Here is a 19093-nt window from a genome sequence, read left to right on the forward strand (position 1 = left end):
CTCGGTCGCGAACGGGGGAATATCGGAAATCGCCCGGCCTCCGTCTATCGGAGAGGTCGACGCTCGTGACCCCAACCGGACTTCGCCTCCAGCATCGATATAATTTGAGCAGAGTTCGTTAGCAGAGCGAAAGGATGCTTACCTACATCGTAAGCAAAGCGTGCAGCATCAGCGGAGAAATCCCGTGACAGAGCTAGAGCAAGAGGCTGAGAAATTGACGGAGCTGTTGAAAGGAAAAACGGTCCGAGTTGTTTGGCGTCATCGCGCGGACGAGATAGCAATCGAGTTTGACGATGACGATAGAACCCGTTTGTTCGTCAACCGCGATCCTGCTGGACTAGACATTTCCGTTACTTGAAAGCGTAGCCTTGTCCGCTTGTGATGCTGTGGACGGCTCCTCCACCGGCACGAGAGTGCCAAGGAATGGGCGCCGTTTTGAGGCTCCCACGATTCGGAGGAGCGGCCTATGCAGCCAATTTCGACTATCGGTTTGGATATCGCGAAGTCCGTCTTTCAGGTACACGGCGTTGATGCAGCCGGCCAGGTGGTCATACGCCGCCAGTTGAGGCGCCGGCACGTCCTGGCGTTTTTCCAGAAGCTGCCGCCATGCCTGGTGGGGATCGAGGCTTGCGCATCATCGCACCATTGGTCCCGCGAGTTGCAGTTGTTAGGGCATACGGTGCGATTGATGCCTCCGGCCTATGTGAAGCCCTACGTCAAGCGGCAGAAGAACGACAGCACCGACGCGGAGGCAATTTGCGAGGCAGTCACGAGACCCAACATGCGGTTCGTGCCGACCAAGACGGTCGAGCAACAAAGCTGTCTGATGCTTCACCGGGCGCGCCATCTCTTCATCCGCCAGCAGACTGCCGTGATCAACTCAATCCGCGCCTATCTCGCCGAGTTCGGGATTGTTGCCCCTGTCGGGCGCAGGGGTGTCGAGCAACTGCTGGAAGTCGTCGCCGATACAGCCGACCACCGGCTCCCCGAGGTGGCCCGTGCGTGTCTTGCTGCTCTCGGCAGTCAATTGCGCGCACTGAAGGCTCAAATCCTGGAGTTCGACCGACGCATCATCGCCTGGCATCGATCAAGCGTGACGAGCAAACGGCTGGACGCGATCCCCGGCGTCGGGCCGGCGCTGGCAACAGCTCTGGTCGCCAGCATTGCGGATCCCAAGGCTTTCCGATCGGGACGAGACTTCTCGGCCTGGGTTGGGCTCGTGCCGAAGCAGAACTCGAGCGGGGGCAAGGACAAGCTTGGCAATATCAGCAAACAAGGGGATCGCTATTTGCGTAGCCTGTTCACGGCTGGCGCGCTCGCAGTGATCCGCTATGCCAAGATCCATGGCACCAATCATCGGCCCTGGCTCACCCGATTGTTGGCCCGGCGCCCCACCAAGGTCGCCGCCATTGCGCTCGCCAACAAACTCGCCCGGATGGCTTGGGCGATGATGGCAAGGAACGAACGTTACAATGAACCCGTCGCTCTCGCGGCGTGACGAGATCACACCGGTCATCCGGGTGTGACGTAACGGTTGGAAGGGCGAACAGCACTAATGCAGCGCCGGTCGATCCGGCGATCAGGACAACCCACTTGGGCCACAGCATCGTCGAATGCGTGCTATTGACCGGGACCTGATCCGCGGAGGGCATTATGGCCAGCGGTCATGCGTACCGCGTAAACAGGCCGAACACATGGCTGCTCCGACCAATGCTGCAAAGTGAAGATTCTTCTTGCCAACCCGGAGCCGTCCACACATGGCCCATCGCGACATATTGCGCTGCCGCACGAAGTCGGTCGCTATAGGGGCAAAGCAGACATTGCTTTAGTCACATCACGCCGCCGGGTTTATGGGTACACGGCCTAGTCACTGGGACTGACGATCGAGCTGGACCCGACTTGGTACGGTGCTCCTGAAAAGCCGCTCTGAGTTCAGCTAGTTCGTCGTTTGTTGCTCCTGTTCTGCGTCGGCCCGATTTGTAGGCAAGTCCATGTAGGCGATTGGCTGATCGAACTGGCTCGCCGTGAAGTCAAACCTCCGGCCTCCGATCCGATCGTAAAAATGGTCGCCGGCCGGTAGAGGCGTCTTCAGTAAGTCACCGCCAAAGAGTTCATGAATCAGCAGCGAAGTGACATTGCATTGCCCTGCTGCGGGATTGTTCGGAGTCCATTTGCTGGCAGTGGACAATGACCATGCCTTGCTCAGCGCGCTTTGAACTTCATCAGGATCGAAGCTCATCGTCACTCCAAAGATCGGCGAGGCGCAAATTCGGATTATACGATAATCGCTTTTCTGACACTGTTTTGCCCGACGTGTCAAACGGCTTCGCAGATCGCGGGATCCGTGGAGCGAAGCCCGTCACCTTCGCCAGCGCGCGCTGATGGCGGCGGTCGCCGCGAATGCGCAGCGCCGGGCGGGAGCCCAACTCCACCCACTCGTCATTGCGAGCGTGGCGAAGCACTCCAGGATCTTTGCGCAGAGGGACTCTGGATTGCTTCGCTCCGCTCGCAATGACGGTGTGGGAGCACACCCGCGTAAAATGACGATGTCATTCCGGATGCGCGCCGTCAGGCGAATGACCTGCACCGGCCTCGGCTGCGCGGTGATTGCCTCGTTCTGCCGATTTGGTCCGACGTGTCAAACCGTTGGCAGCATCCACAGGGCATCGTGCCCTCACCCCTCGTCTACTTTGCATGGGGTTGTTTTCCATATTTTGGTTGGGCGCCCTCCAACACGCTGCGGCGGCAACGCCCCGGAGCCTTCGCTCCGGGGCCCTGCATTCGATATGCGCGCGACCGCCGCAAAAAAGCCCGGCCTCGCGAGCGAGGCCGGGCTCTGTTGTCGAGCGATCGTTCAGGATCAGCCGCGGGTGCGCGAGCGGATCATGAAGCTGTCGTAGGTGTATTCGGCGACCTGCCACCACAGATACTCGTCGGAGCGGTAGGCCTGCATGGCGTCGATCACCTTCTTGAAGTCGGGGTTCTTGGCCGAAATCTCCGCCCACAGCTCATTGGTTGCCTTGAGGCAGGCCTCGAGCACCTCGTTGGTGAACGGACGGAGCTGCGTGCCGCCGGCGACGAGGCGCTTCAAAGCCGCCGGGTTCTGCAGGTCGTATCGCGCTGCCATCCAGGAGTTGGTGTTGGCGGCCGCATTGGTGAGGATCGCCTGGTAGGCCTTCGGAAGCTCGTTCCACTTGTCGAGGTTCGCGAATGCGTGGACGGTCGGGCCGCCTTCCCAGAAGCCCGGGTAGTAGTAGTACTTCGCAACCTTTGCGAAGCCGAGCTTCTCGTCGTCATAGGGACCGACCCATTCGGCGGCGTCGATGGTGCCCTTCTCCAGGGACGGATAGATGTCACCGCCGGCGAGCTGCTGCGGCACGACTCCAACTTTCTGCAATACCTGACCGGCGATGCCGCCGATTCGGAATTTCAGGCCCGAGAGATCGGCAACCGTCTTGATCTCCTTGCGGAACCAGCCGCCCATCTGCGTGCCGGTGTTGCCGCAGGGGAATGCGATGGCGTTCGCCGACTTCTTGAAGAACTCGTTGGCGAGTTCGTTGCCGCCGCCCTGATAGAGCCAGGAATTCTGCTGACGCGCATTCAGCCCGAACGGCACCGAGGCGAAGATCGCGTAGGTCGGGTCCTTGCCGACATAGTAGTAGGAGACGGTGTGACACATCTCGACCGTGCCCTTCTGGGTCGCGTCGAGCGCCTGCAGACCCGGAACGATCTCACCCGCCTGGAAGACCTGGATCTGAAACTTGTTGTCGGTCATCTCGGCGACCTGCTTGGCGAGATACTCCGCACCGCCATAGATCGTATCCAGCGACTTCGGAAAGCTCGAAGTCAGGCGCCACTTCACTTCCGGCGAGGACTGCGCAATCGCCGGCGAGGCCACTGCGGTCGCCGCCGCGCCTGCTGCCGACACCTTCAAAAAATCACGACGCTTCATCTTCAGGTCTCTCCTTGCTGGGGCGTTTCCCCTCAACTTCTCTTTTGCCGCCGCTCATCTCGGCGATGCGTTCATTAGAAATCGCGTCGAACCGATGGCGCTAGACTGCCGTGGGCCTTTAACACGGAAGCCCCGGTTGCGGAACGCGACATTGGCATGACGGACCTCTACGAAAGTCGCATGTCCACTGCGAACCAGCTCAGGCCGCTGCAATGACGCCCTTGAGCTGGTCCCGCACCTTCTCTGCGACGGCGCGGTAGATCGCCGCATGGGGTCCGTCGGGCTCGCTGTCGACCACCGGGCTGCCGGCATCCGACGTAGCGCGAATCGCCATGTGCAGAGGGACCTCGCCTAGGAACGGAACTCCAAGCTTCTCGGCCTCATGCCGGGCACCACCATGGCCGAAGATGTCCGACTTCGTGCCGCAATGCGGGCACTGGAAATAGCTCATGTTCTCGACGATGCCGAGCACCGGCACGTTCACTTTCCTGAACATGGCAAGACCCCGCCGTGCATCGATCAAGGACAGGTCCTGCGGGGTCGAGATGATGACGGCGCCCTTCAGCGGCACGTTCTGCGCCAGCGTGAGCTGGGCATCGCCCGTGCCCGGCGGCATGTCGACCACCAGCACGTCGAGCGTGCCCCATTCGACGTCGCGCAGCATCTGCGTCACCGCCGACATCACCATCGGGCCGCGCCAGATCATCGCGGTCTCTTCCTCCACCAGGAAGCCGATCGACATGATCGCGAGCCCGAAACGCCTGAGCGGAATCATCTTGCGTTCGCCGTTCAGCTCCGGCTTGTCGCGCAGGCCCGTCAGCCGCGGCATCGAGGGACCGTAGATGTCGGCATCGAGGAGCCCAACCTTCAACCCGAGGTCGCGCAGCCCCAGCGCCAGGTTGAGCGCGGTGGTCGACTTGCCGACACCGCCCTTGCCGGACGCCACAGCAATCACGGCGGCAACGCCCGGGATCTCGGATTGCCGCGACATCGGCGAGGCGGCGCCCTGCGGCGGCCGATGGGCATGGGCCGGCTGCACTCCCGGCGCGCCGCGGCTCGGTGCCGGTGGCGGCGTGCTGCCCGGCTTGCGCTCGGCGGTCAGCGCCACCAAGACCGTGGTGACACCCGGAATGGCGCGCACGGCGGCTTCGGCCTCGGCGCGAACCGGCTCCCAGGTCCGCGCCTCGGCGGCATCCACATTGATCGAGAAGAACACCTTGCCGTCAGAGGCACTGATCGCGCTCAGCACATTGGCATTGGTGAGCGCGACCCCGCGCGGCGATTTGATCCGGCTGAGGCTGTCGAGAACCTGTTGCTGCGTCACGCTCAAAGCGCATCTCCTGAACTCAAGATGTGCCCCATTAGAGCGGAAACGCCCAAAAGGCTACTGCCTGCCGATATCGTCAGCCATCTCGGCGGGCGCCGCCGCTCTCTGTTCCTTGGCTGCCTCGTAATTCAGCTCGATCATCACCCCGTTGGGATCGTGGACGAATATCTGCCAGAGGTCGCCGCCGGGCACCTGGCGGGACTCGAACTTCATGCCCTTGGCCGTCAGCCGCCGCTTCATGCCGTCGAACCCGCGGCTGACGAAAGCGACGTGGTGGACAACGCCGGAATCCGGCTTTTGTGGCTCCGCGGTCGGAGAAATATCGACGAGATGCACCACCGGCCTGCCCTCGCTGTACATCCAGGCCCCCGGAAAGGCGAAATTGGGCCGCGCGCCGTTCTCCAGGCCGAGCACCTCTTCATAGAAGCGGACCGTCTCCGCCAGCTTCCGGGTCCGGATATTGAAATGATCGAGGACGCCAACGCTCACGCCCAAATCCTCACCCATGCCGTCGCTCCTTTTTTGAAGTCCTTGGTCTTTTGAAGTCTTTTGAAGTGCTTGTCCTGCCATCCTAGCACAGGAGGGCGCCAAACGAAGCCGTTGCCCTCTGGCCTTAAGGGTTTATGGTGCGCGCGATCCGCCCTCGCAGCGGAACCTGGCGCCCCTCGCCCGGCAATAACCGTAAAAACCCAAACTACGGACAAGGTTACACACATGGCTAAAGTCGCTTTCCTCGGTCTCGGCGTGATGGGCTTCCCCATGGCCGGACACCTCGTGAAAAAAGGAGGCCATGAGGTCACCGTCTACAACCGCACCGCGGCCAAGGCGAAGGACTGGGCGGACAAGTTCGGCGGCAAGACCGCCAGCACCCCGAAGGCCGCCGCCGAAGGGCAGGATTTCGTGATGTGCTGCGTCGGCAACGACAACGACCTCCGCGCGGTCACGACCGGACCCGACGGCGCCTTTGCCGGCATGAAGAAGGGCGCGACCTTCGTCGACCACACCACTGCCTCCGCAGAGGTCGCACGCGAGCTCGATGCGGCCGCCACCAAGGCCGGCTTCAAATTCGTCGACGCGCCGGTCTCCGGCGGCCAGGCCGGCGCCGAGAACGGCGTGCTGACCGTGATGTGCGGCGGCGCCAAGGACGCCTATGCCGGCGCCGAGCCGGTGATCGCGGCCTATGCGCGCATGTGCAAGCTGCTCGGGCCGGCCGGCTCCGGCCAGCTCACCAAGATGGTCAACCAGATCTGCATCGCCGGCCTCGTGCAAGGCCTCTCGGAGGGCATCCACTTCGCCAAGAAGTCCGGCCTCGACGTGGCGGCCGTGATCGACACCATCTCCAAGGGCGCGGCGCAATCCTGGCAGATGGAGAACCGCTACAAGACCATGAACGAGGACAAGTACGATTTCGGCTTCGCGGTGGAATGGATGCGCAAGGATCTGTCGATCTGCATCGCGGAGGCCCGCCGCAACGGCGCCAACCTGCCGGTGACCGCGCTGGTCGACCAGTTCTATGCCGAGGTCGAGAAGATGGGCGGCAAGCGCTGGGATACGTCCAGCCTGCTTGCGCGCCTGCAGCGCTGAGGAGCGCTGCCAACCCGTTCGCTGACCGGGCAGGCGGCGACGGTCCCGAGCCTCGATGCGGCGCCTGCTGCGACGAGGCCGGGCAAGCGTGCATTAAGAGAGAAGTTCAGGGGGAACTGACTTGCTGAGTGTGATAGCCGCCGTTTTCATCGTTGCGTATGCAGCCATCGCGCTCGAGCACCCGCTAGGTATCAACAAGAGCGCTACCGCTCTGTTGGGAGCCGGCCTGCTCTGGACCATCTACGCGCTGTCCGTCGGCGACGCCTCGCTCATCAATCACCAGCTTGACGAGTCAGTCTCGTCGACCGCGCAGATCGTCTTCTTCCTGATCGGCGCCATGACCATCGTCGAGGTGGTCGACGCCCATAACGGCTTCGAGGTTATCACCTCGCTCATCCGCACCACGAGGCAGACCACGCTGATGTGGATTCTCGGCTTCGTGACCTTCTTCCTGAGCGCGATCCTCGACAACCTGACGACCACCATCGTCATGATCTCGCTGCTTCAGAAGCTGATCGGCGACAGGCAGGATCGGCTGTGGTTCGCGTCGATCATCGTGATCGCCGCCAACGCGGGCGGCGCCTGGACGGTGATCGGCGACGTCACCACGACGATGCTCTGGATCGGAGGCCAGATCTCTCCCGTCAGCATCATGGGCGCGGTGTTTCTTCCGTCACTGCTCAACCTGCTCATTCCCTTGCTGATCATCGGCTCCTTCGTGAAAGGGAAGGAAATCATCCCTCCGCTGCAGCAGGAAATGCAGGGCCGCAAGATCGAGCTGTTCGAGCGCAACCTGATGTTCTATCTCGGCCTCGGCACGCTGATCGCCGTTCCGGTTTTCAAGGCCGCCACCCACCTCGCCCCCTTCATGGGCATCCTGTTCGGGCTGGGCATCCTCTGGCTGGTCGGTGAGATCGTTCACCGCCACAAGGACGAGGAAGCGCGCCGTCCCCTCACCCTCGTTCATGCGCTGACCCGCATCGACATGAGCTCCATCGTGTTCTTCGTCGGCATTCTTTTGGCGGTCGCGTGCCTGGAGCACGCCCACATACTGGAGCAGCTCGCGAAATGGCTCGATGCCACGGTCGGCCGTCTGGACATCATCGTGATCCTCCTCGGCCTGCTGAGTGCCGTCATCGACAACGTCCCGCTCGTCGCGGCGACGATGGGCATGTACAATCTGGCGCAATATCCGCCCGACAGCTTCATCTGGGAGTTCATCGCCTATTGCGCCGGCACCGGCGGCTCGATCCTGATCATCGGCTCGGCCGCGGGCGTCGCCGCCATGGGCCTCGAGAAGATCGAGTTCCTCTGGTACGCACGCCGCATCGGTGGCCCCGCGCTCGCAGGCTATCTGGCCGGCGCCATGGTCTACATCGCGCAGCATGCGGCGCTGCATTGAGCGGGCCGCACCGCCTGAAATTAACGCCCCGTTAACGTAATTCTTTAGCTCCTTAAGGCAGCTCTTAAGGATTTGTTGCCAGAGATAGACAATGCAGAAGGCCCGCCTCCGCGTGGGCAGGAATCGTTGTTGTTCGATGAGTAACCCCGCTGAAAAGCCCGAGGTTGTGCAGCTTCCGGCCGAGCCGGTCAGCGTGCCATCGGCGAGCAGTCGCCGGGCTGCCTTGCAGCGGGTGCGCGAGGCGCGCGACAAGTTAACGTCGACCAGCGGAACCCGGCCGGCCTTCGACGCCGAGCTGCTGCGCCAATATGCCCAGACGCGGCTGTCTGCTTCCTACGTCGTGATGCTGCTGGTGGTGGCGACCGGCGTGTTGTTCGGGCTGTGGATGCAGCCGATCCCGGCCGCGGCTTGGACCTGCGGCATGCTCTGCATCCACGCGGCACTGATCCGGAGCTGCCGGCGCTTTCTGGCCGAGCCGACCTCGCCCGCCGCGACGCGCACCTGGCAGACGCGCTTCGTCGTGCTCGATCTACTCTATGGCCTGTGCTGGATGGCGATCCTGATCCATCCCGTGCTCGACATGGTCACGGAAACGCTGATGATGTTCCTGATGCTGCTGGTGATCGCAGTGTCGAGCATGCTGGCCGCCAATTTGCCGATTGCAGCGCTTGCCGCCACCGCGCCCGTCGCCGTCGCGATGGCCTTGAGCTTCGCGATGAGCGGCTCACTGGACAATTACATCCTGGCTGCGCTCGCGCTTGCGGCCGAAGGCTATTTCGTGCTGCTGGCGCACCGGCTGCACTCCTCGACCTTCGCCACGCTGGAAGCGCGCGCCGAGAAGGATGCGCTGATCGGCGAGCTCGAGCAGGCTAAGGCGATCTCCGACGAGGCGCGCCACCGCGCCGAATCCGCCAACGTCGCCAAGTCGCGCTTCCTCGCGCAGATGAGCCACGAGCTGCGCACGCCGCTGAACGCGATCCTCGGCTTCTCCGAGGTGATGAAGAGCGAGATTTTCGGCGCGCATCAGGTCGCCGTCTACAAGGAATATTCCGCCGACATCCATAATTCCGGCGTGCATCTGCTCAACCTCATCAACGAGATCCTCGACCTGTCGCGGATCGAAGCCGGCCGCTACGAGCTGAACGAGGAAGCGGTGTCGCTGGTCGGCATCGTCGCCGATTGCCATCACCTGATGAAGCTGCGCGCCTCGAGCCGCGGCATCACCATCCACGAGGTGTTCGAGCAGGCGATGCCGCGGCTGTGGGCCGACGAGCGCGCGATCCGCCAGGTCGTGCTCAATCTGCTCTCCAACTCGATCAAGTTCACCCCACAGGGCGGCGAGATCTGGCTCAAGGCCGGCTGGACCGCCTCGGGCGGACAGTATCTCTCGGTGAAGGACACTGGCTCCGGCATCCCCGAGGACGAGATCCCGGTCGTGCTCGCCTCCTTCGGCCAAGGCTCCAACTCGATCAAGTCGGCCGAACAGGGCGCAGGGCTAGGCCTGCCCATCGCCAAGAACCTAATCGACCTGCATGGCGGCACGTTCACGCTGAAATCTAAGCTGCGCATCGGGACCGAGGTGATCGTCACCTTCCCGCCGGAGCGCGTGATGAGCGCGCTGGCGCCGCTGACGGAGGATTCGCCGCCGCTGCAGCCTGAGAGTTCCATCGTTCCCGACGAGAAGCGCCGGCCGCGCCACAGACCGATCATGAGCGCAGGCACGGGCTCTTAAACAGATGCTTGCAGACATACCCGACGATCCCTCACTATGTCCGAATGAGCAAAGACACGCCGTGCGTCGCCGTCTGCATGATCGATCCCAAGACCAAGCTGTGCTTCGGCTGCGGCCGTACGCTGCCGGAGATCGCGTGCTGGCATGCGATGGAGCGCGCGGAACGGCTCGCGGTGATGGCGCAGCTCGCGGCGCGCATGGCGGAGGCCGGACTTGCGCCGATCGCCGGATCGAGGCGCACCTGACCTGCGTGCGCGTCGGCGGAGGCGCGCGATGATCCGATTCCTGCTCGTTCTCGCCATGCTGGCCGGCACCGCCGGTGCGGTCGTCGCGTATGGCGATCCTGCGCAGATTGCACGCGCCAGCCACAAGGTCTCGCACATGTTCCGCGCACAAGCCGCCGCGCCCGCTCCCGCCGTACAGATCCAGCGCGGCCAGGGCGGCGAATTCGCGCTGCGGGCGAAGATCAACGGCGTGACCGCGCCGATGGTGATCGACACCGGGGCAACGTCGGTGGTGCTGACCTGGGAAACCGCAAGAGCGATCGGGCTGCCGCTCGAGATGCTGGAATATGACGTCGACCTGGAGACCGCGGGCGGTCATACCAAGGCGGCCCGGCTCACGCTCGACCGTCTGGCCGTCGGCCACCTCGTCGAGAAATCGGTGCCGGCGCTTGTCGTGCAGCGCGGGCAGATGAAGACCAATCTGCTCGGCATGAGCTTCCTTGACCGCCTGGAGAGCTGGGGCGTGCGCGCCGATACGCTGATGCTTACCGGCTACCCGGAGCTCCAAAGCAGCCGCCGCCGGGCGCGCACGGCGGTCGACTAAAGCGCAGCTACGCAGCCGCCTCAGCAGGTAGAGCGCGGCCGATGCGGGCGATCGCATCGCGCAGCACGTCGACGCCCGCGCCCGGCTTCACCCCTTTTTCGGCAAGATGGCGGCGGAAGGCGCGCGCGCCGGGCACAGCGTGGAAGGCGCCGACGAAATGCCGTGTGATCGCATGCAGCCGCGTGCCGCGCGCAAGCTGCTGCTCGATATAAGGCATCATCGCCTCGAGCGCGTCCTGCATCGTCGCATGCGGCGCCGCCTCGCCGAAGATCTCCGGATCGACCGAGAGCAGCCGCCATGGCGCCTGATACGCGGCGCGGCCGAGCATCGCACCGTCGACATGATCAAGATGCGCCCTCACCTCGTCGATGCCGCCGATGCCGCCATTGATGACGACACGCACATCCGGCATCGCGCGCTTCAGGCGATAGACGCGATCGTAATCGAGTGGCGGGATGTCACGGTTCTCCTTCGGCGACAAGCCGTTGAGCCAAGCTTTGCGAGCGTGCACGATCAGGGCGTCGGAGCCTGCCGCGACGACCGCGCGTGCGAGCGTATCCAACGCGGCTTCCGGATCCTGGTCGTCGATACCGATGCGGCACTTGACGGTGACGGGCACGGCGACCGCGCGCTTCATCGCATCGACGCATGAGGCAACGAGTTCCGGCTCCGCCATTAGACAGGCACCGAAGCGGCCGTCCTTCACGCGATCCGACGGGCAGCCGACATTGAGATTGATCTCGTCATAGCCGAAGTCCTCGCCGATCCGCGCGGCCAGCGCGAGCTCGCGCGGATCCGACCCGCCAAGCTGAAGCGCCACCGGATGCTCGACCGCGTCGAACCCGAGCAGCCGCTCCCGATCGCCGTGAATGACGGCGCCGGTCGTCAGCATCTCCGTATAGAGCAGCGCCCGCCGCGTCAGGTGACGATGGAACACCCGGCAATGACGGTCAGTCCAGTCCATCATCGGGGCGACGGCAAATCTCCAGCGCAAGTCCTTCATTTCGTTTATCTATTTTGCTCCCTCGATCCCAAATGTGATTGGACCGACTGAGAAATTTGGTTCGATGAGGCTTCCTCAGATTGCTCGTTCTAGGCTCATATATGTCCGAATTGGAAGCGAAAATCTGGCTTTCGGATTCTCAGTGCGCACACCATGCACACGAGGTGTGTAATCGAAAGGTCATGCTGACGAAACTCCGCTCGCAGGGTTCGATCACCCGTCCACCCGACCCAAAGCACAAGTCCACCAGCACAAGATCAACTGGCGTGGTCGAGGGTGACCGCGGCGCGACGGCACGGTCGTAGAAACGACCATCATCAGACCAGTCTAGTGGGCGAGAGGATCCGGGCGGAGCTGAAACTGAACAACCAGCGGACTCGATCGCGTGGCCTCCGTCGCCCCTGGCGCGCCGGGATGGGGCGCATCAATGCCCTCGATATGAACGGGGGTGCGGTTGCCTGAGGTCGCCCACAGCCCACGAGCTTTCCAGCCGGCAGTGGGATCATCTATCCGCCCGTCAAGCTGCTTGGCAAAGAACCCCATCGGATACGGCACGCGCAGCTCGATGATGCGGCCATTCACCAGCGCATGCAGCGAATCGGACTGGTTGCCGGTGGCGATCGGCGTATTGACGCCGAGCCCCAGGATATCGTGCTGATCGACCCAAAGATAATAGGGGTTCTCTGCCGCGGTCGTGTCGCCCTGCAACGGCGGCCCCGGCAAAGGATAGAAGCTCCAGCCTTCGGGACATTTGTCGCCCTTCTCCGCTCCAGCACCGTTCAGCGGACCTTTGCATTTGCGGCGGTCGAAGCTGCCGATATGGCCACTGTCGAGCGGGACCCACACGACCCCGTTGCGATCTACGTCCATGCCGCGGATGCCGTAGCCGGGCAGTGGCACCTTGTAGACCTCGGATAGCGCTGTGCCGGGTGGATCTGACCCGGGATCGATGCGGACGATGTAGCCGGGATGCGGGAGGCTCGAGCCCCAGATCGAGCCGTCCAGCGGACTTGCCGAGATGCCGTAGAGACCGAGCGGAATGCGCGTATCCTTGTTCGGATCGACCGGCTGACCGGGCTCGTTGTAGCCTTCGTCGCGTCTGCCATTGCCGTTCGTATCGATCACGAGAGCAGTCCAGCCCTGCGCGGCCGCGGCATCTCCGTCCGACCAGAACCGCTTGGTATTCACCCATCCGACGACTGCGCTCTTGCCCTGCGTGTTGTTGCTGAACCAGAGCGTGTTCGCTTCATCCTCGGCAAAATTCAGATGCTGGGTGCCGAAGCAGGTATCGATGAATGTGAACTTCCCGGTACGGGGATCGTAGACGGTCACCTGTCGCGAGTTCTGATTGAACCCCTCCGGCCTTGCCGTCAGTGGATAGAGCTGCGCCGAGCGAAGCGGCGAGTCTTTGCCGCAGTAGGTGGGGATTTCCGCCGGTGGCCGCATTTGGGCCGTGAAATAGATGCGGCCATCCCGGTCCATCGCCGGCGAATGGGCATTGACTTGGCTATCCCATACCTGCTCGCGCCCCAAGTAAGGCGAAGATGCAAATACGGGGTTCGCCAATGCCGAGCTTGGTGTGCCCTCGGGCTCGCGGACCGGCACGTCGACGACGCGCTTGTGGTTGCGCACCGGATCGAGCACGGGCATCGTATTGCTGCTGAGCTCGGTCGCACCATAGAGCGGACCGTTCGCATTCACGGTCGGCTGTCGCTTGTCCGTTGCCGTAAGGTCATGCAGATAGTGCTTCGGGTCGAGCCAGTCGCGCACGGTGACGACGAGTTTTCGCTCGATGCCCATCGGCCGCGACGGCGCAGTTTTTGGAAACTCGCCGGCCTTGATGCGGTCGGTCCAGTCCGCGAGAGCCGCGAGGTGGCCGCCGTCCGGCGTCAACAGGCGGCCCATGGTGCGCACCATGGTCGTCCCGCCCGGTCCCGATTGCAGTCGCTGCGCCCAGGCCGCCACACTCGACCCAAGTTGGTCGAACACCGGCGGCATCGTGCGCGTGGCATAATTTCCAATCTGATGACAATTGCCGCAACCATTGGTCTTGATGACGTCGAGCCATTGATCGCGGGTCTTGAATTCACGCGGAATGCCGTTGCCATTGGGACCGGTGCCGGGAAATTTGTCCGCACCTGGCGGCTTGAACAGTGAAAACCAATAGATCGCAGGATAGTATTGCGCCGCCGCAGCGCGATCGGGCGCGGTCACTGCGTCGAGCTTCAACCGTTGGCCTCTTTCACCACTGACCTTCGGTGAGTCGACAAGACCATAGCCGCGGACCCAGACCTGATAGCGCGCGGCCGGAAGATCCGGAATGACGAAGCGTCCCGCATCGTCGGTGACGACCATCTTGGCGAAGCGTGTGCCGAGATCCCGCGTCTCGGCGATCACCCAGACCCCACCTTCCGGTCCGTTCGCGCTTCTGACGGCGCCGCCGATGTCATGCACACCGATGTCGACCGACAGCGGCTGCCCAGCGTCCTCTGCAAGCGCGACTAACGGCCGCGCAAATGCAAGTGTCAGCACCAATGCCACGGTCGGGCCAATCCGCAGTCCCATGAACGCCTCTATTTCTGAGCCGTCACGTAGGCAATGAGATCGTCAAGCTGCGAGTCCGCGATCCCCTGAAACACCGACATCCTGTTGCCCGGAATCATGAGGTCCGGCGCGAGGACGAACGACGCAATCTCGTCGGCGCCCCAGGTCCAGGTCGCTGCAGTAACGAATTCCGGCGAATATTTGTATCCTGGCGCGGTGCCGGCCTTGCGCCCCGCGATCCCGAACAGATTTGGTCCGAAGCGATTTGGCTCGCCTTTGCCGATGGTGTGACATAACGCGCACTCGCGGCTGAAGCTCACGGCGCCTTTGACCGAATCGCCGGCTGCGCAGGCGAGATCGGGAGCGATGCCGACTGCCGCCACCGACAGGAGAAGAAGACGCACAGCCGAGAACAACGCCTGGAGCACGGGCGTGCCTCCCTGTTCAAATTCTGGCGACAACACGTCCCGGCAGCGTCGGTTCCTACCACTAACGGCACCCTCAACATCTGGTGATCTGCGAGGCGCTGGATGAAACCTGCCGCGAAGGGCCTGGTTATGCGATCGTCAACCGCGAATATTCGGCATGGCCACCTCAACTCGGATCAGCCTAGCCGTTGCCGGCGTGCTGCTGATCTTCGGTGGGACGACCATTGCGCTTGCTTGGCGCCCGGCCATCGGGACGGTCGAGCCGCCTGCCCCCCAATCGTTCGATCCCGAGCTGGTCAAACGTGGCCGTCAACTTGCCGCGATCGGCAATTGCATTGTCTGCCATACAGTGCGCGGCGGCGAAGAGCTCGCCGGCGGCATGCCGGTGTCCACACCGTTCGGCACCGTGTACTCCACCAACATCACGCCCGATCCGGACACCGGCATCGGGCGCTGGTCGGAAGCCGCCTTCCAACGCGCAATGAGTTACGGTGTCGACCGTGCAGGTCAGCATCTCTATCCGACCTTTCCTTATGATCATTTCACCCGTGTTACGGGCGAGGACGATCGCGCCCTTTACGCTTATCTCATGACACGACAGTCGGTGCGTGCGCCGGCCCGTCAAAACCAACTTTCGTTTCCGTTCAACCAGCGCCTGCTGATCGCCGGCTGGAAGCTGCTCTTCTTGCGTCACGGCGAGTTTCGCCCCGAGCCTTCGAAAAGTTCTGAATGGAACCGAGGCGCTTATCTGGTTGAAGGACTGGCTCACTGCGGCGCCTGTCATACGCCACGCAATGCCTTGGGTGCCGAACGGAACGAGGCAGCGTTCGGCGGCGGCGAAGCCGAGAACTGGCTCGCCTACGCCATCAATGCGCAATCGCCCGCGCCTGTCCCGTGGACGGAAGAGGCCCTGTTCGCCTATCTGCGGCGCGGCTGGGCTTCCGATCACGGCGTGGCACGCGGGCCGATGGCACAGGTCGTCAGCAATCTCTCTGACGTCGACGACGACGACGTCCGCGCGATTGCGGCCTACACCGGCGGCCTGTTCGGGCCGCCTGCCCCCGATCGCGTTCGCGCCGGCGAAACCGTACGCGCGGAAGCGGGCAAGACGCAGACCACGTCACCGCAAACATCAGCCTCGATATCCACGCGAAATGCGGGCTCGCCCACGACTGATAGCGGGGCGGTGATCTACGCGGCGGCATGCGCCGGTTGCCATGAGACCGCGCGGCCGCTTCCCTATGCCGGGGTCAATCTCCGCCTCTCGACGGCAATCAGCGCGCCGGACGCGCGTAATGCCGCCAACACCGTTCTGTATGGCCTGCCAGCGCTCGAAGGCGAACGTAGTCCGATCATGCCCGGCTTTGCTTCGAGCATGACCGACGCACAAGTGAGCGCGCTCCTGAAATACCTGCGCGCTCATTTCAGCAACCAGCCTCAATGGAGCAACATCGATCAGACGGTTGCCGGCGCCAGGCAGGCCCAGGCAGCCTTCCTCCAGACGTCGGCGGACCCGCCAAACATCGCCACCGATCCATCGCCGCGAGACAAGCCATGATCAAGCTGAATGTGAACGGGCAAGATCACTCCGTCGACGCAGAACCGGACACTCCCCTGCTCTACGTCCTGCGTGACGACATCAAGCTGAATGCAGCCAAGTATGGCTGCGGGCTCGGCCAGTGCGGCGCCTGCGCGGTCATGGTCGACGGCAAGGCGGCGCTTTCTTGCGTCACGCCGCTCGTGGTGCTCGAGGGCAAGCAGATCACGACGCTCGAAGGATTGGGCACAGCGGAGAACCCGGCACCGATCCAGCGCGCCTTCATGGAAAAGCAGGCAGCGCAATGCGGTTATTGTATTCCCGGCATGATGATGCGTGCGCAAGCGCTGCTCCAGCGCAACTCAAAACCAACCGACCAACAGATCCGAACCGAGCTCGCGCCGCATCTGTGCCGTTGCGGGACACACATGCGGATCCTGCGCGCCGTGCAGCGCGCCGCACGGATGATGGAAAGCTCTGATCATTCCTCTTCAGGTCATGGAAGTTCGCTATGAGCGCCCTCCTCACCATCGATCGCCGTCGCGTGTTGATTGGTAGCGGCGCTCTGATCGTCAGCCTGTCGCTCGGCCGAGCGTCAGCACAGGAACAAACATCGGCTGGCGCGCCGAACCTTCCTGGCAGCCTCGCCAAAGCACCTTATCTCGATTCCTGGATCCGCATTGATGCCGACGCCGGCATTACCGTATTCACCGGCAAGGCGGAACTTGGCCAAGGCATCAAGACCGCGCTGCAGCAAATCGCCGCGGAAGAGCTCGATGTGCCCTTCGAGTCGATAAAGCTCGTTACAGCAGACACCAAATTCACTGCGAACGAAGGCTACACGGCAGGAAGTCACTCCATGCAGGATAGCGGCACGGCGATCCAGAATGCTGCCGCGCAGGCGCGTCAGTTGCTGATCGAGGAAGCATCGCGCCGGCTAAGCCAACCGATCGAACGCCTGAAAACCGAGAGCGGCGCAGTCGTCGCTCCCGGCGGCACCCGGTTGAGCTATGGCGAACTCGTCGCTTCCGAGCTTCTGCATGTGCAGGCGCAGCCCGGCGCAAGGCTGAAGGATCCCTCGACCTTCAAAGTGATGGCTCAGCCGATACCGCGGGTCGACATTCCCGCCAAGGTCACGGGCGGCGCAGCCTTCGTACAGGATATCCGGCTGCCCGGCATGCTGCACGCGCGCGTGGTGCGTCCGCCGAGCTATGGCGCTCAATTGATGGATTGTGACCTCTCCGCCGTCGAGAAGATGGCAGGCGTGGTCAAGGTCATCCGCAACGGGAATTTCCTGGCGGTTACCGCGGAAAAGGAATTTCAGTCGATCAAGGCCATGAACACGCTCGCCGCCGCAGCCAAGTGGCGGGAGACCCCAACCCTGCCTAAAGGCGATCTGCACGACGTATTGACCCGGTTGAGGTCGCAGGATTCGACCATCCTCGAGCTCAGCGATGCCGCGGTGACGGGGCAGCGAACGATCGGGGCGACCTACGTGCGGCCCTACCAGTTGCATGGTTCGATTGGACCATCATGTGCGGTCGCTCACTTCAGCGATGGGGCGATGACCGTCTGGACCCATACGCAGGGCGTCTACCCCGACCGTCAGGCGATTGCAGAGCTATTGGGCATGCCGCCGGACAGCGTGCGTCTCATTCACGTCGAAGGCTCCGGTTGCTACGGTCATAACGGCGCCGATGATGCTGCGGCCGATGCGGCATTGATCGCCAGCGCCTTGCCGGGACGCCCGGTGCGCCTGCAATGGATGCGTGAACAGGAGCACGCCTGGGAGCCGTTCGGTCCGGCCATGGTGACGAGATTGAGGGCATCGCTCGATGCCGAAGGACGTGTCGCGAACTGGCACTTTGAGGTCTGGAGCAATACGCATTCGATGCGCCCCGGCGGCGCCGGCGCGCTGCTTGCTGCGCAGCACAAGGCGCAACCGATCGCTGCGCCAGAGCCAAAGCCGCTCCCCTTGCCGGAAGGCGGCGGCGACCGCAATGCGATCCCAATCTATTCGTTTCCCAACGCAAAGGTCGTGCACCACTTCATTGCCGACATGCCGCTGCGCATTTCCGCGCTGCGCGCGCTCGGTGCCTACCACAATATCTTTTCCATCGAGAGCTTCATGGATGAGCTCGCGGCTCTTGCTGAGGCGGACCCGGTCGAATTCCGGCTGCGACACCTCAAGGACCAGCGCGCTTCCGAGGTCATCGAGCAAGCTGCGAGGGGCTTCGGCTGGACAACGGATCGGAAGCCACCGAGCGGTCACGGTTACGGATTTGCTTTCGCCCGCTACAAGAACCTCGCGGCCTACTGCGCGATAGCCTCGGAGGTCGAGGTCAACCGAGACACCGGCCGCGCGCGTCTCGTCCGTGCCGTGGCTGCGGTCGACGCAGGGCAAATCGTCAATCCCGACGGCCTGATCAACCAGATTGAAGGGGCGATCCTGCACTCGGCGAGTTGGACCCTCTATGAGAGTGTGACCTTCAACGACTCGGAAATCACCAGCGTCGATTGGCAAACTTACCCTATCCTGCGCTTCAACGCCGTGCCGGAAGCCGTTGAAGTTCATCTCCTCAACCGGCCCGGCCAGCCGTTTCTAGGCAGTGGCGAAGCCGGCCAGGGACCGACCGCGGCCTCGATCGCAAATGCAATTGCAAATGCCACTGGCAAGCGCTTGCGCGATCTGCCCCTAACCCGGGATCGGATCAGGAAGGCAATTCAGGCTTAGACCGGAGTTCGGCCTCGGTCCG

General features: G+C 63.0%; 16 protein-coding genes and 1 pseudogene. 10 read left to right on the forward strand and 7 right to left on the reverse strand.

All coding sequences use genetic code 11. The features are described from left to right. The first annotated feature begins 184 nt into the window (after positions 1–184). Entirely contained in the window at positions 185–358 is a 174-nt protein-coding gene (locus tag MTX21_RS09830; RefSeq protein ID WP_280964600.1) for a hypothetical protein, read from the forward strand. 108 nt (positions 359–466) lie between these two features. Continuing rightward, positions 467–1498 (forward strand): IS110 family transposase, encoded by a 1032-nt coding sequence (locus tag MTX21_RS09835; RefSeq protein ID WP_280964601.1) that lies wholly within the window; start codon positions 467–469, stop codon positions 1496–1498. Positions 1499–1907: 409 nt separating this feature from the next. On the opposite strand, the pseudogene MTX21_RS09840 reads toward MTX21_RS09835, so the two are convergent. The 4 genes and pseudogenes from MTX21_RS09840 to MTX21_RS09855 form a co-directional block, all read right to left on the reverse strand. Then, a pseudogene (locus MTX21_RS09840) lies at positions 1908–2239 on the reverse strand (hypothetical protein); the annotation flags it as partial. 621 nt (positions 2240–2860) lie between these two features. Continuing rightward, positions 2861–3952 carry a TRAP transporter substrate-binding protein gene (locus MTX21_RS09845; protein ID WP_280964602.1) on the reverse strand — a complete coding sequence of 364 codons (1092 nt, stop codon included), beginning with the start codon at positions 3950–3952 and terminating at the stop codon, positions 2861–2863. A gap of 199 nt (positions 3953–4151) precedes the next feature. Further along, positions 4152–5282, reverse strand: coding sequence for an Mrp/NBP35 family ATP-binding protein (locus tag MTX21_RS09850; protein WP_280964603.1), 1131 nt, complete (start codon positions 5280–5282; stop codon positions 4152–4154). Positions 5283–5336: 54 nt separating this feature from the next. Next, entirely contained in the window at positions 5337–5786 is a 450-nt protein-coding gene (locus tag MTX21_RS09855; protein ID WP_280964604.1) for a VOC family protein, read from the reverse strand. Between the two features lie 207 nt (positions 5787–5993). On the opposite strand from MTX21_RS09855, the gene MTX21_RS09860 reads away from it, so the two are divergent. The 5 genes from MTX21_RS09860 to MTX21_RS09880 all read left to right on the forward strand — a co-directional run bounded on the left by MTX21_RS09860 (position 5994) and on the right by MTX21_RS09880 (position 10825). Continuing rightward, the gene (locus MTX21_RS09860; protein ID WP_280964605.1) at positions 5994–6863 is read left to right on the forward strand and encodes an NAD(P)-dependent oxidoreductase; all 870 of its coding nucleotides are present in this window, start codon (positions 5994–5996) and stop codon (positions 6861–6863) included. A gap of 121 nt (positions 6864–6984) precedes the next feature. Then, positions 6985–8265 carry a sodium:proton antiporter NhaD gene (gene nhaD, locus MTX21_RS09865; protein WP_280964606.1) on the forward strand — a complete coding sequence of 427 codons (1281 nt, stop codon included), beginning with the start codon at positions 6985–6987 and terminating at the stop codon, positions 8263–8265. Positions 8266–8401: 136 nt separating this feature from the next. Beyond that, positions 8402–9997 carry a HAMP domain-containing sensor histidine kinase gene (locus MTX21_RS09870; RefSeq protein WP_280964607.1) on the forward strand — a complete coding sequence of 532 codons (1596 nt, stop codon included), beginning with the start codon at positions 8402–8404 and terminating at the stop codon, positions 9995–9997. 44 nt (positions 9998–10041) lie between these two features. After that, positions 10042–10242, forward strand: coding sequence for a DUF1289 domain-containing protein (locus MTX21_RS09875; RefSeq protein ID WP_280964608.1), 201 nt, complete (start codon positions 10042–10044; stop codon positions 10240–10242). 28 nt (positions 10243–10270) lie between these two features. Next, complete coding sequence (locus MTX21_RS09880; RefSeq protein WP_280964609.1) at positions 10271–10825, forward strand: TIGR02281 family clan AA aspartic protease; 555 nt, start codon at positions 10271–10273, stop codon at positions 10823–10825. Between the two features lie 7 nt (positions 10826–10832). Here the strand turns inward: MTX21_RS09880 and dusA are convergent, their stop codons facing one another. The 3 genes from dusA to MTX21_RS09895 form a co-directional block, all read right to left on the reverse strand. Further along, positions 10833–11828: a tRNA dihydrouridine(20/20a) synthase DusA gene (gene dusA, locus MTX21_RS09885; RefSeq protein ID WP_280971369.1), complete on the reverse strand. Its 996-nt coding sequence runs from the start codon at positions 11826–11828 to the stop codon at positions 10833–10835. Positions 11829–12155: 327 nt separating this feature from the next. Beyond that, positions 12156–14393: a carboxypeptidase regulatory-like domain-containing protein gene (locus MTX21_RS09890; protein WP_280964610.1), complete on the reverse strand. Its 2238-nt coding sequence runs from the start codon at positions 14391–14393 to the stop codon at positions 12156–12158. Positions 14394–14401: 8 nt separating this feature from the next. After that, positions 14402–14800 carry a c-type cytochrome gene (locus tag MTX21_RS09895; protein ID WP_280964611.1) on the reverse strand — a complete coding sequence of 133 codons (399 nt, stop codon included), beginning with the start codon at positions 14798–14800 and terminating at the stop codon, positions 14402–14404. A gap of 157 nt (positions 14801–14957) precedes the next feature. On the opposite strand from MTX21_RS09895, the gene MTX21_RS09900 reads away from it, so the two are divergent. From MTX21_RS09900 to MTX21_RS09910, 3 genes are read left to right on the forward strand one after another with little or no spacing between them, the layout of a single operon-like run. Further along, positions 14958–16358: a cytochrome c gene (locus MTX21_RS09900; RefSeq protein ID WP_280964612.1), complete on the forward strand. Its 1401-nt coding sequence runs from the start codon at positions 14958–14960 to the stop codon at positions 16356–16358. Continuing rightward, complete coding sequence (locus MTX21_RS09905; protein ID WP_280964613.1) at positions 16355–16852, forward strand: (2Fe-2S)-binding protein; 498 nt, start codon at positions 16355–16357, stop codon at positions 16850–16852. Before MTX21_RS09900 ends, MTX21_RS09905 begins: the two co-directional genes overlap by 4 nt. After that, the gene (locus MTX21_RS09910; RefSeq protein WP_280964614.1) at positions 16849–19071 is read left to right on the forward strand and encodes a molybdopterin cofactor-binding domain-containing protein; all 2223 of its coding nucleotides are present in this window, start codon (positions 16849–16851) and stop codon (positions 19069–19071) included. The genes MTX21_RS09905 and MTX21_RS09910 overlap by 4 nt, the downstream gene beginning before the upstream one ends. Positions 19072–19093: the final 22 nt, after the last annotated feature.

It is taken from the genome of Bradyrhizobium sp. ISRA430 (assembly GCF_029909975.1).
In the GTDB taxonomy this organism is placed as follows: domain Bacteria; phylum Pseudomonadota; class Alphaproteobacteria; order Rhizobiales; family Xanthobacteraceae; genus Bradyrhizobium.